At 68.8% G+C, this 12437-nt stretch carries 13 protein-coding genes; 5 read left to right on the forward strand and 8 right to left on the reverse strand.

What is annotated here, in order from left to right:
• Positions 1–100: 100 nt before the first annotated feature.
• Together ACQ3HB_RS02240 and ACQ3HB_RS02245 are read right to left on the reverse strand one after the other, a co-directional pair.
• Positions 101–1066 carry a carbohydrate ABC transporter permease gene (locus ACQ3HB_RS02240; RefSeq protein WP_430917330.1) on the reverse strand — a complete coding sequence of 322 codons (966 nt, stop codon included), beginning with the start codon at positions 1064–1066 and terminating at the stop codon, positions 101–103.
• A complete protein-coding gene (locus ACQ3HB_RS02245) occupies positions 1066–2028 on the reverse strand; it encodes a carbohydrate ABC transporter permease (RefSeq protein WP_430917332.1) in 963 nt (320 codons plus the stop codon). The genes ACQ3HB_RS02240 and ACQ3HB_RS02245 overlap by 1 nt, the downstream gene beginning before the upstream one ends.
• Positions 2029–2232: 204 nt before the next feature.
• On the opposite strand from ACQ3HB_RS02245, the gene ACQ3HB_RS02250 reads away from it, so the two are divergent.
• Together ACQ3HB_RS02250 and ACQ3HB_RS02255 are read left to right on the forward strand one after the other, a co-directional pair.
• Positions 2233–2880, forward strand: coding sequence for an SGNH/GDSL hydrolase family protein (locus ACQ3HB_RS02250; RefSeq protein WP_430917334.1), 648 nt, complete (start codon positions 2233–2235; stop codon positions 2878–2880).
• A gap of 109 nt (positions 2881–2989) precedes the next feature.
• Complete coding sequence (locus ACQ3HB_RS02255; RefSeq protein ID WP_430917336.1) at positions 2990–3439, forward strand: hypothetical protein; 450 nt, start codon at positions 2990–2992, stop codon at positions 3437–3439.
• Between the two features lie 92 nt (positions 3440–3531).
• Here ACQ3HB_RS02255 and ACQ3HB_RS02260 read toward each other — a convergent pair whose 3' ends face one another.
• Positions 3532–4530 carry a hypothetical protein gene (locus tag ACQ3HB_RS02260; RefSeq protein ID WP_430917338.1) on the reverse strand — a complete coding sequence of 333 codons (999 nt, stop codon included), beginning with the start codon at positions 4528–4530 and terminating at the stop codon, positions 3532–3534.
• Positions 4531–4792: 262 nt separating this feature from the next.
• Here ACQ3HB_RS02260 and ACQ3HB_RS02265 point away from each other — a divergent pair, with 262 nt between their 5' ends.
• Positions 4793–5857, forward strand: coding sequence for a patatin-like phospholipase family protein (locus tag ACQ3HB_RS02265; protein WP_430917340.1), 1065 nt, complete (start codon positions 4793–4795; stop codon positions 5855–5857).
• Positions 5858–5939: 82 nt separating this feature from the next.
• On the opposite strand, the gene ACQ3HB_RS02270 is transcribed toward ACQ3HB_RS02265, so the two are convergent.
• The 3 genes from ACQ3HB_RS02270 to pdhA are packed head-to-tail and all read right to left on the reverse strand — an operon-like array spanning position 5940 to position 9534.
• Complete coding sequence (locus tag ACQ3HB_RS02270; RefSeq protein ID WP_430917342.1) at positions 5940–7385, reverse strand: dihydrolipoamide acetyltransferase family protein; 1446 nt, start codon at positions 7383–7385, stop codon at positions 5940–5942.
• Complete coding sequence (locus tag ACQ3HB_RS02275; protein WP_430917343.1) at positions 7382–8395, reverse strand: alpha-ketoacid dehydrogenase subunit beta; 1014 nt, start codon at positions 8393–8395, stop codon at positions 7382–7384. The genes ACQ3HB_RS02270 and ACQ3HB_RS02275 overlap by 4 nt, the downstream gene beginning before the upstream one ends.
• Positions 8392–9534 carry a pyruvate dehydrogenase (acetyl-transferring) E1 component subunit alpha gene (gene pdhA, locus ACQ3HB_RS02280; RefSeq protein ID WP_430917345.1) on the reverse strand — a complete coding sequence of 381 codons (1143 nt, stop codon included), beginning with the start codon at positions 9532–9534 and terminating at the stop codon, positions 8392–8394. The genes ACQ3HB_RS02275 and pdhA overlap by 4 nt, the downstream gene beginning before the upstream one ends.
• Before the next feature lie 128 nt (positions 9535–9662).
• Between pdhA and ACQ3HB_RS02285 the strand changes: the two genes are divergently transcribed.
• Positions 9663–10355 (forward strand): TetR/AcrR family transcriptional regulator, encoded by a 693-nt coding sequence (locus ACQ3HB_RS02285; protein WP_430917347.1) that lies wholly within the window; start codon positions 9663–9665, stop codon positions 10353–10355.
• Positions 10356–10511: 156 nt separating this feature from the next.
• Here the strand turns inward: ACQ3HB_RS02285 and ACQ3HB_RS02290 are convergent, their stop codons facing one another.
• Positions 10512–10835, reverse strand: coding sequence for a helix-turn-helix transcriptional regulator (locus ACQ3HB_RS02290; RefSeq protein WP_430917349.1), 324 nt, complete (start codon positions 10833–10835; stop codon positions 10512–10514).
• Between the two features lie 66 nt (positions 10836–10901).
• Here ACQ3HB_RS02290 and map point away from each other — a divergent pair, with 66 nt between their 5' ends.
• Positions 10902–11672, forward strand: a complete 771-nt coding sequence (map, locus tag ACQ3HB_RS02295) for a type I methionyl aminopeptidase (RefSeq protein ID WP_430917350.1) — start codon at positions 10902–10904, stop codon at positions 11670–11672.
• A gap of 119 nt (positions 11673–11791) precedes the next feature.
• On the opposite strand, the gene ACQ3HB_RS02300 is transcribed toward map, so the two are convergent.
• Positions 11792–12370, reverse strand: coding sequence for a TetR family transcriptional regulator (locus tag ACQ3HB_RS02300; protein WP_430917352.1), 579 nt, complete (start codon positions 12368–12370; stop codon positions 11792–11794).
• Between the last annotated feature and the right edge of the window lie 67 nt (positions 12371–12437).

Raw genomic sequence — 12437 nt, forward strand, 5'->3', positions numbered from 1 at the left:
CGGTTCCGGGATCGCCGATCACGGGTGTGGTGCTGTGGGGTGAAGCGGAAGGGTGGTGCTGGTCAGGGGCGGTGCAGCGTGGCCGTCTCGGCCCGCACGATCACTTGATGCCGGTGAAGCCGATGGAGTTGACGATGCGTTTGCCGAACACCATGAACAGCACGAGCATCGGGGCGGCGGCGACGAGGGTCGCGGCCATGAGGCCGGCCCAGTCGGGCACGGACTGCGGCGAGGACTGCTTGAACACGGCGAGCGCGAGGGTCAACGGCTGAACCGAGTCGTCGTTCGTCACGAGCAGCGGCCAGAAGTAGTCGTTCCAGGTGGCGATGAACCCGAGGATCGAGAGGGTGATGATCGGCCCTGTGCTCATGGGGAGCGTGATCTGGAAGAAGACCCGCATCCGGCCGGCGCCGTCGAGGAGCGCCGCCTCCTCCGTCTCCGTGCTGAGCCCGATCATGAACTGCCGCAGGAAGAAGATGTTGAAGGCGGAGAACAGGGCGGTCGGGAGGATCATGCCGGCGAAGGAGTTGAGGAGCCCGAGGTCCTTCACGAGGACGAAGTTGGGCAGGAGCGTCAGGATCCCCGGCACCATGAGCGCCGTGAGGAAGAGGCTGAACATGAACTCGCGCCCCTTCCACTGCAGGCGGGAGAACGCATAGGCGGCGAGCGCCGAGAACAGGACCACGAGGAACGTCTGCACGCTCGCGTAGATGACCGAGTTCATGAGGAAGTGGCCGAGCTGGAGCGATGCGCCGGAGCCGCCCTCCGCGATCGCCTCGTCGACGGTCGCGAGGCCGAGGACGCGCTTGAACGCGCCGAGGGTGAAGCCGACGGGGAGGAGCGACGCCGGGTCGGTGGAGAGCGCGTAGTTGTTGGAGAACGCGGTCCGGAGGATCCAGTAGAAGGGGAAGATCGTGAAGAGGAGCACGACGCCGATGTAGATCCAGGAGACGAGGCGGCCGATGCTGAAGCGGTTGCCGGGGTGGCGGGGCTTCCGGACGAGGACCGGCTTCCCGGGCTGTTCCGGCGCGGCGATCGTCGGCGGTGTCATCGTTGCGGTTCCCATCAGTTCGTGTCCGATTCGCTCGCCCGCATGAGTCTCATCTGCAGGAAGGTGATGACGATGAGGATGGCGAAGAGCGCCAGGGACATCGTCGATGCGTAGCCGAAGTCGAACTGCCCGAAGGCCTTGCTGTAGATGTACATCTGCAGCACGTTCGACGCATTGGCGGGGCCGCCCTTCGTCGCGACCTGGACGATGTCGAAGACCTGGAACGCGCCGATGACGTTCAGGACGACGACGAGCGCGAGGATCGGTCGGAGGAGCGGGAGGGTGAGGCGGCGGAACATCTGGAACTCGTTGGCGCCGTCGATGCGGCCGGCTTCGTAGATGGTCGGCGGGATCGTCTGGAGGCCGGCGAAGATGATGATCGCCGTGTACCCGAAGGACTTCCAGACGCTGATGAGCGCGATCGCGGGGATCGCCCACTGTTGGGAGGTCAGGAACATGATGCTGTGGCCGCCGAGTTTCTCGAGGGCGATGTTCACGATGCCGAGCTGCGCGTCGAGCATCCAGGACCAGACGGTCGCGGCGACGACGCCGGAGATGAGGAACGGCAGGATGATGAGGCCGCGGGCGACCGTGGAGGCGGTGAGCCTGTGGAGGACGACCGCGGTGATGATGGAGAGCGCGAGGCCGAGGGTGACGGACAGCACCACGAAGTAGACGGTGACGCCGAATGCGCTCCAGAACACGTCGTCCTGGAAGAGCTTGACGAAGTTGTCGAGGCCGATCCAGGTCGGGGGTGTGAGGACCTTGAAGTCGGTGAAGCTGAGGTAGACGCCGCGGATGGTGGGGTAGGCGGCGAACACGATGAAGCCGAGGAGTGCCGGGCCGATGAGGACCCAGGCGAGTTTCGCGTCGCCGCGGTGCGCCGGGGAGTGCGCGTTGATGGTCCCGCTGATCCGTTTCCGGCGTGGTGCGCGCGCCGTCACGACCGCTCGGGTTTGATTGGGGATGATCGCCATTGATGTACCTTGTCCGTCGTCTTCGTTGACGCCGGAATCCGCTGACGGGGGTGTTGTGGCTCCGGCCCTGCTCTTGCCAGCACAGCGTATTCATGCTTTATTCACTATGTCAAGTAATGTTCTTGCACGACATCAAGTAATTCGGGTGAACGCCTCGAACCCTCGTTGCCGAGGGGCGGGCGCGCCCGGAAGGGACAGCAGCACGTGACTCGGATCGCACACTTCACCGGCGACAGCGTGACCGATGCGGAACGCCGCACGAGCGAGGACGGATTGGGCGACGGCTACGTCCGCGTCCTCTCGCGCCGCCCGGAGCTCCAGGGCTGGTCGATCGAGAACAGCGGCGTCAGCGGCAATCGCACGAGCGACCTGCAGGCGCGATGGGACGCCGACGTCCTCGATCACGCACCGGACGTGCTCAGCATCCTCGTCGGCGTCAACGACATGTGGCGCCGCTACGACAACGACGACCCGACCGATGCGGCCGTCTTCGAAGAGCGGTACCGCGCCCTGCTGACGGCGGCTGTCGCGGCATCCGTTTCGGAGTCGACCGCGGGATCGACCGCGGGTTCCGGCACCCACGCGCTGCACTTCGTCCTCGTCGAACCATTCCTCCTGCCGGTCCGCCCTGAGCAGGAGACGTGGCTCGAGGACCTCGACCCCAAGCGCGAGGTCGTCAAGCGCCTCGCAGACGAGTTCAGCGCCGCCTTCGTGCCGTTGCACGTCGAATTGACCCGGCTCGCGGCATCGGTCGGGCCGGCGACGCTCGCCGACGACGGCGTCCACCCGACGCCCGCCGGCCACGAGGCCCTCGCCGACATCTGGCTCGCGCACGCGTCGTTGCCCGTGTGAGACGTCGCATCGGCCTCATCACGGGGTCGACGGGAACGGCCGTGACATACAATCGCGGTGCAAGCGGAGCGCCGACCGAGAGGCCGGCACGGTCTGAGAGAGGGCGCGGATGTTCGGTTCGAAGAAGAAGCTCGACGTCACCGATCTGATGGAGCAGCTGAGGCCCGATCTGAGTCGGGAAGCGCTCGGCGTCGGGCCCGCTTTCCCCGGCATCGCCCCGAACCCGCTCCTGAGCGGCGCCGCACGGAGGCGCACAGCCGAACTGCGGGCCGGGGTGCTCGCGCTCGGCGTCCTCGTCGACTGGCGTGAGGTCAGCAGCGACGGCAGTCCACGCGTGGTCCTGATGCTCGACGTGGAGACCGCCGACGGCATCTCGTTCCGGGGCATCGCAGACGAAAACCTCACGATCACCGAGCTCGTCCGACTTTCCGCAGGGCAGACGCTGCCCGTGCGCTACCGACCGGCCGTCCAGGACCACTACGTCGCCCTCGCCCGGGACGCCGACCCCGCGCAGGTGCAGTACCTCGCCGACGAGATCGCGCGCCGCAAGCGAGGCTGATCCGCAACAGGTGATGGCAGGGAGCTCCCGCTACCGACGGTACGCATGGAATGTCCTCGACGTGTCGGAGAAGCGGCCGTCGCGACCCGCCCTCAGGGTCTCTGCGAGGCGGAAGCGCCGACGCGTGCCCGCGTGATCGACCAGCTCCGTTCGCCGTCCTCGGCGTCCGCATTCCAGATCCAGAACACACCGTCGGCATGCTCGATGATCCGCGCGTGCGTGCCGGTCCCGGAAGGCAGCCCCACCTCGACGACCTCACCGGTGTCCGACCGGAGCAGGCGCTGCTTGCCCTTCCACTCGCCGCTCGCGAAGTGGGGGGTGAGCACGGCGAACTCGTCGGACGAGGTGAACGACACGTGCACGCCGCGCTTCTTCTCATCGTCGGGCGTCGCCTCGCCGCCCCAGGGGATCGACACGAGCTGGCCGTTCAGCTGCAGTTCGAGCAACGCCCAAGAGTCCATCCCCCACTTGTTCACGGAGGTCGTCCGCCCGCCCGTGGTCGAGACGAGGAGCCGATCCCCACGGCAGGCCAGCGCTTCGACCTTCGGCGGATCCGTCGAGCGGTAGTGCTCGAGACGCTGCGGGTCGAGCGCGGCCCAATTAGTCCAGGCCGCGCGACCTCTGGCCACATCGAGTTCGAGAACCGCCCAGTGGCGGGGCTGTTCAGCACGCACGGGGCCGAGCTCGAACGAGATCGGATACCGCGACGAGTCGCTGAGCCCACTCGACAGGGACATGACCCGCGCATCGACCGGAACGACGTCTCGCAGCAGGCGGCGATTCTTGATCTGAATGCGCCTGGCCGACCCGCCGACCACGGGATGGTGCAGCACCAGATCCCGATCGGCCACGATCGCGATGCCGCCGTCGGCGGTGGACAGGAGCGCCGGCCGACTGCCGTGCTCGTGGGGCGAGAGGTCTTCGAGCTCGACCGTCCGCGGATCCCCCACGTCGGAGACCACAACGAGTCGGTAGCGCCAGTCATCCGTGGACAGCACGAGGCAGACGAGGCCGACCCCGTCGACGACGACGGAACTGAGCGGGCTGCCCTCCTGAACGAACCGGTGCGTCGCCAGGCGTTCGAGTTTCACGTCGACTCCATCGATCGGGCCCCTCCGGTCGAGAAGGCGCGTTCGCCCACGCTACAAGGCGGGAGCATTGCCGCGGGACATTTCGCGGACTAGTGTTCAAGCTGAGTTCGTTCACGAGCGCTGACGCAGCGCACGATGCAAGGAGGTGAGTCCGATTCTTCACGTACACAGTCGGGTGCTCACCCGTGGACGTCGGAGCCGCTAGCTTCGTCGACATCGGTCCTCTGGCACCCGCATCACGGATGCCCTGAAAGGGACCACCATGTCTGAACTTCCTGAATCGACCGCCGCGCCCGATACGGCGCAGCCTCCCTCCCGCCCACAGACCGCTCACGCCGTCACGCTCGTCATCGGCGGGGGCGGCGCCGCCGGAAACGCCTGGGCCGTCGGCGTCATCGCAGGACTCGCCGCCGGCGGGATCGACCTGACCCGGCTCGCCGAGCTGGTGATCGGCACCTCCGCCGGAGCCACCGCCGCCGCGCTCGTCCGCAGCGGAAAGACGCCCGCCGAGTTGTACGCCTCCATCCTCCGTGAAGCGGACGGCGCTGTCGGGCGAGCCGGGACGGGCCGGCCTGCCGGATCGGGAGCGCCGGCCGCCGCGAGCAGCCCGCAGCACCGGCGGGGAGCGCCCTCGGCGCCGTCGACCTCGACCGCACCCGGTTCGCAGATGTCCGCGGTGTTCGAGCGGATGCGGGCGATCTCCGCCGCCGCGACCTCACCGCTCGACCTCCAACGCGCCATGGGTGCGTACGGCCTGGAGAGCGATGCCGCGTTCGCATCGGGAACCGCGGCCGAACACCGGCGAGCGATCGTCGCATCGCGGCTGCCGCATCCCGAGTGGCCGGAGCGGCCGATGATCGCAGTGGCGGTCGACGCGCATACGGGCGAGGCGGTCCTGCTCGACCGCGACTCGGGCGTGGACCTCGTCGACGCCGTCGTGGCGAGCACCTCCCTGCCCGGCGCCGGCCCGACGCTCCGGGCGAACGGCACGAACTACGTCTCGGGCGGGGTGCGCTCGCCAGACAACGCCGATCTCGCCGCGGGAGCCACGAACGTCGTGGTGATCTCGCCGCTGGGAGGACGGACGGGACCACTCCCCGAGGGCCAGTTCGAGGGCCTGCAGCGGCCGTCGGAGTGGGGATTCGACCTCGTCGGCCAGGTCGCGGCGTTGCGCGAGCAGGGCACTCACGTCGAGGTGTTCACGCCAGACGACGAGTCCCGGGACGCGATGGGGATCAACCAGATGGACCCGGCGACCCGCATCCCCTCGGCTCGTGCCGGATTCGCGCAGGCGGAGCGGATGGCGAAGCACGTGCGGCTCGTCTGAGACCGTCCTGAAGGCTCCGGTCGTGCGTTGCGCAGCGCACGGCCGGAGCCACCACGAGGGCGAAACCCGTCGGATCGCTCGCTCAGGCGAGGATGTCGAGCGGCCGTTCGAGCAGGGCGGTGAGCGTCTGCAGGAATCGTGCGGCGAGCGCCCCATCGATGATGCGGTGGTCCGCGGACAGGGTCAACCGCATCCGATGCCGCGGCACGATCGCGCCGTCGACGACCGCCGGTTCCTGTACGGTCGCGCCCACGGCGAGGATCGCGCCCTCCGGCGGATTGATGACGGCCGTGAACTGCTCCACGCCGAACATCCCGAGGTTACTGACCGTGAACGTGCCGCCGGAGAGGTCGGCCGCCGTGAGCTTCCTGTCGCCCGCCGCCGCGACGAACCGTTTGGTCTCCGAGCCGATGTGGGACACCGTCTTCTGATCGGCGTCGCAGATGACGGGGACGACGAGCCCGGATGCCGCAGCGATCGCGACGCCCACGTTCACCCGATCGTGGAGGAGCGTGCTGCCACTGCCGTCCTCCGAGTACGACGCGTTCACACCGGGATGGCTGCGCAGCGCGATCGCGACTGCGCGGACGACGAGGTCGTTGACGCTGAGCTTGGGGCGATCGCCGACAGCACCCCCGTCGCCTGCACCTGCACCGCCGGCGCCGCCCCCGGCACCTGCACCACCGCCGCCACCGCTGGTGCCGCCGCTGGTGCCCCCGACCGCTCCGCGATCCGCGTTCACCCGCTGCCGCAGACCGACGAGCTCCTCGACATCGGCGACCGCTGTCACGAAGAAGTGCGGCGCCGTCCTGGTGCTCTCCGCGAGTCGTTTCGCGATGATGCGGCGACTCGCATCGAAGGGGACGGCCGTGGAGTCCCGCGGGTCGTCTGCTGGTCGAGGCGATGCCGGCGACTCGGCCGCCCGTCTCGAGCACGCCGCGGCCGCGGGCTGCGCATCGTGGATCAGGGTCGGGTCCGAGTTCGCATCGGGGATCGCGTCGAGCACGTCGGCCCGCACGATGCGCCCGCCGGGTCCCGTGCCGGTCACGCGGTCGAGGTCCACGCCGTGCTCCCGCGCGACCTTGCGGGCGAGCGGCGAGGAGAAGACCCGTTCCGTGCGGGACGAGCCGCCGTCGACCGCTGCGGGACGCTCCCCCATCGGCTCCGCGACGCCTGACTCCGCGACGACCGATCCCGCAACGACCGCATCCACCGCGACCGGCTCAGCGTCGACCGGCCCCGGTGCCGCAACCGCATCGCCGCCACCGAGCCCGTCCCCAGCCCCTGCCGACGACCCGTCGTCGAGCACGGCGATGCGGGTCCCGATCGCCGCGAGCTCCCCCTCCCCCACGACGATGTCACGGAGCACACCGGCCTCGTACGCCTCGTACTCCATCGTCGCCTTGTCGGTCTCGATCTCGACGAGGATGTCGCCCACGTCCACGCGATCGCCCGGCCGCTTGTGCCAGACGGCGATCGCGCCCTCCTCCATCGTGTCGGAGAGGCGTGGCATCAGGATGTCGATCATGCGGGCTGTCCTTGTCCGGTGCGGCGCGCGACGGCGTCGAGGGTCTGACGGATGGCGGCGATAGCGTCCTCGGCGGACGGGAGCGCGGCCGTTTCGAGCGGTTTCGCGTACGGGAGCGGGACCTCCGCCATCGCCACCCGCCGCACGGGCGCATCGAGCCAGTCGAACGCGCCGTCGGAGATGGTGGCGGCGATCTCCGCACCGATCCCGTAGGTGAGCCAGTCGTCTTCGAGGACGACGGCGCAGTGCGTCTTCTGCACGGACGCGACGATCGTGTCGCGATCGAGCGGGCGGATGCTCCTGAGGTCGACGACCTCGACGTCGATGCCGTCCGTGCGAGCGAGGGCCTCCGCCACCTCGAGCGCCACAGCGGCCATCCGCGAGTAGGCGACGACCGTGATGTCGGCACCCTTCCGCGTCACGGCCGCTCGACCGATCTCGGCCGGGGTGTCATCGTCCGGCACCTCGCCCTTCGTGTTGTACAGCGCGAGGTTCTCGAGGAACAGCACGGGATCGTCATCGCGGATCGCGGCGAGGAGGAGCGCTTTCGCATCGGCCGGGCTGCTCGGCGCGACGACCTTCATCCCGGGGACGAACGCGTAGTACAACTCGATGTTCTGCGAGTGCGTCGCTCCGAGCTGCTGCCCTCCACCGCCCGGCGTGCGGATCACGAGCGGGACCCGCGCCTGACCGCCGAACATGCCGTAGATCTTCGCCGCGTGGTTCACGATCTGATCGAGGGCGAGGAGCGAGAAGTTGATCGTCATGAGTTCGACGACCGGCCGGAGCCCGAGCATCGCGGCACCGATCGCAGCACCCGTGAAGCCCTCCTCGGCGATCGGGGTGTCACGGACGCGCTTCTCCCCGAACTCGTCGAGCAGGCCGGCCGTGATCTTGTACGACCCCTCGAAGATCCCGATCTCCTCGCCGATCAGGAGGACGTCCTCGGTGCGGCGCATCTCGTCGCGGAGGGTGTCGTGGAGGGCTTGGCGGTAGGTCATGATCGTCATGCCGATGCTCCGATCCGGGTGGGTGCGGCCGCGAAGAGCGGTTCTCCTGGGAGCCGCCGCGAGTCGTTGGGCACGGGGGTGGCGTAGGTGTAGTCGAAGAGGGTGTCGACGGACGGATGCGGACTCGCCTCCGCGAACGCGACGGCCTCGGCCACCCGGCGCATCGCATCGGCGTCGATCTCGGTGATCGCGTCATCGCTCAGGACACCCGCTCCACCCAGGCGGGCGGCGAACGCGGCGATGGGGTCGGCCGTCTTCAGCGCTTCGGCGTCCTCCCGCGTGCGGTACTTCGCCGGGTCGACGACGGAGTGGCCGCGCAGGCGCTCGCTCACCGCTTCGAGGAGGAACGGCTTGCCGGCACGGGCACTCGCGAGGGCTGCGAGCGCCGCTTCGCGAACCGCAACCGGGTCGTTGCCGTCGACGCGCGCGGACGCCATCCGATACGAGGCGGCGCGCTTGTAGAGCTCCGGCTCCCCCGAGGACTTCTCCACGGTCGTCCCCATCCCGAGCCCATTGTTGACGACGACGAACACGACCGGCAGCTTCCAGATCGAGGCGAGGTTCAGGGATTCGTGGAACGCGCCGATGTTGGTGGTCCCGTCGCCCATGACGCACACGACCGCCTCGGTGCCGCCGCGATAGTCGATGGCGAGGGCAGCGCCCGTGGCGAGCGGTATCTGCCCGCCGACGATCCCGTATCCGCCGAGCAGACGCGCGTCGAGGTCGAAGAGGTGCATCGAGCCGCCCCAGCCCTTCGAGACGCCGTCGCTCCGGCCGTAGAGCTCCGCCATGATGCGGCCCGGAGCGATGTCGCGTCCGAGCGCGTAGCCGTGCTCGCGGTAGTTGGTGAAGAGGTAGTCGGTGGTCTCGAGCGCCGACATCAGGCCGACGACCGTCGCCTCCTCCCCCAGATTGAGATGGCAGTAGCCGCCGATCTGCGCCTGCGTGTACGAGCGCGCGGCCCGCTCCTCGAAGCGGCGGATGAGGACCATCCGGCGGTAGAAGTCGAGGAGGAGTGCCGGGTCGGTCGTCTCGGCGGAGGTGCCGGGGGCGTGCTCGGCGTGCGCTCCGGCTTGCGGGTCGGCCTGCGCTCCGGTGGCCTTGCGAGGCCGGGGTGGCGCGGTGGTTCTGGGGGTCATGCTCTGCTCCTTGCCGCGCTCTCGTGGAGCGACCGACTCGTTCCCGCGGAGATCACCGTGGAAATAATGATACGAACGAGTTTCATTATAGGATGGATCCTGCACACAGACTCCCGGAAGGCGCGATCATGAGCAGCGAACCCGCAAGCGACGCTCGTCGACGAGGCCGGCCCCGGGACAGCGAGCGCGACGGACGCCGCAGCCAGATCCTCGACGCCGCTGTCGCACGTTTCATCGCATCGGGCTTCGGACGCACCTCGATCGACGACATCGCAGCCGACGCCCGCGTCACCAAACGGACGATCTACACATCGTTCGGCGACAAGGCGGAACTGTTCACGGCCGCGATCGAACGTTTCCGCATCGAAACGCTCGCGGCCGCCTCACCCGACGAGACGCTCGAAGCACTCGCCGCGCGCATCGTCCACACCCTGCACTCGGACGAGGCCGTGGGGTTGCACCGCCTCATGATCGCGGAGTCGCCGCAGTTCCCGGAGCTCGCGGCCGCCTTCTACGCGGGCGGCCCCCAGGGCTGGATCGACGTCATCACGGCGCGGCTCGGCGGTCGGGACGCGCGAGCGGGTTTCGACTCGGGCGTCGACTCCGGCACCCACTCCTCCTCCGGCCCCTCCTCATACTCAGACTCCGACTCCGACGATCGGGCCGTCGCGGAAGCGCTCGTCGGACTCCTCCTCGGCGAGGCGCACCGCAAGCGCCTCCTCGGCCTGACCACGGCGCCGTCGCGCGCGGACGCTCGCACTCACGCCGATCGCGCACTCGAACTCCTCGGGGTAACCGGCCTCGACGGGCCCCGCTCCTAGCCAGGCAGAATTCCCGCGGTGCGCAGGCGCACAGACGCGCAGGCGCACGACAGCAGGAGCGCAGCCCCACAGCAGGAAGCGATCCCGCGGACCATCCGCTCCTCGCGCAGTCCTCCTCACCCCGGGCCGGTCGCCCGCGAATGACGAGTGCGCAGCCTAGGAGACCAGTCGCACGCCCACCCCACGAGCGGCACCCACGGCATCGGCATCGAGCCCACCCGGCTCCACACCGCGTTCGGGGTGCGTCATCGCGGCCCACACGACGTCGAGCGAGAGCCCGAGGACGTCGGCGATCGCTGCGATCGTGGGGAATGCGGGGGTGGCGATGCGCCCCGTCTCGATCTTCCGCAGGGTCTCGGGCGAGACGCGCGCTTCGAGCGCGACCTCGAGCATCGACCTGCCCCCTCGCGCCTCACGCAGCAGGGCGCCGAGGCGCCGGCCGCGCTCGACGTCGGTGGGGGTGAGCGGCAGTCTGACCATGACTCCGATTCTAGTACCGGTATTCTTTGGCCGGTATAGTTATCTGGTCCATGAGAAAGGCGTCGCATGATCGAGATCCTCACCCCCACCGAAGTGACCAGAGCACGGGAGACCGGCGCACTCGTCGCCACCATCCTGCACACGCTGAAGCGCCGCGCGACCGTCGGCACCAACCTCCTCGACATCGACCGGTGGGCGAAGGCCATGATCCTCGAAGCAGGCGCCGTGTCCTGCTACGTCGACTACGCGCCGTCCTTCGGGAGCGGCCCGTTCGGCCACTACATCTGCACGGCTGTCAACGATGCAGTCCTCCACGGGCTCCCGCACGACTACCGCCTCGCCGACGGCGACCTCCTGACCCTCGACCTGGCCGTCCTCCTGGACGGTGTCGCGGCGGACTCCGCCATCAGCTTCGTCGTCGGCCCCACACAACCGGCGGAGAGCCTCGCGATGATCGATGCCACCGAACGCGCGCTGGCCGCCGGCATCGCCGCCGCTCGTCCCGGAGCGCGCATCGGCGACCTGTCGCACGCCATCGGCACGGTCCTCAGCGATGCCGGGTACCCGATCAACCTCGAATTCGGCGGCCACGGCATCGGCTCGACCATGCACCAGGATCCGCACGTCTCGAACGACGGACGCCCCGGACGCGGCTACAAGCTGCGCCCCGGACTCCTGCTCGCGCTGGAGCCGTGGGTCATGGCGGACACCGACGTGCTCGTCACGGACGCCGACGGCTGGACGCTCCGCAGCGCCACGGGCTGCCGCACCGCGCACAGCGAGCACACGATCGCGATCACCGAGACCGGTGCCGAGATCCTCACGCTCCCGCGCTGACCGCCTCTGCGCACTGCCGCTCGGGGGCGCCTGAGACCAGGAGAACCTCCCCACAGAAGGACGGATTCCGCAGAATCGTCCTTTTCCCGCGCGGTTACCCTCCCGTCAGGAGGTCGCCCTCACTCCGAGACGGGCGCAAACGCACGTCCGACGAGCGTTCGCAGAACGGCCCGTCGTCGCTCATGGGTCGCCTCGGCCTCGCTCGCGTCGGCCGCGTACGTCGCACTCGCCGGGGACCAGGTCATCGACATCGCGATCACGGTGGTCAGCACCTCGAACGGGTCGAGTCCGGGGTCGATGATGCCGACGGCTTGAGCTTGGGCGATGGCAGCCAACTTGCCCGCGTCGAGCCGTTCAGCCTCCAGCACGAGATGCCCGACCGAGGACCGCTCGAGGCGCGCCCACGTTGAGAGCCGCACGAGTTCCGGATGCTCCAGGTACTCGTCGTAGAGGCGCACCGCGTATCCGGGCAGGTCGGTCGCATCGATGGGCACGGCATTCATGATGTCGTCGAACGATGCCTGAAGAACAGCTTCGAAGAGTCCGTCCTTGCTTCCGTAGAACGCGTAGAGCTGAGCCTTGTTCGCTTGCGCATTCGCCGAGATCCGATCGACTCGCGCGCCGGCGAAGCCATGGCGCGCGAACTCCGCGTACGCCGCCGTCAGGATCCGGGTCCGAGTGTCTTCTCGTTCAGCCATGCCTCAAAGGTAACAAACTAGTTGGTTTGACAACACCGGAGTTGTCGCGTACGTTCATCGGACATCA

This window comes from Plantibacter lichenum, assembly GCF_050587525.1.
Classification (GTDB): domain Bacteria; phylum Actinomycetota; class Actinomycetes; order Actinomycetales; family Microbacteriaceae; genus Plantibacter.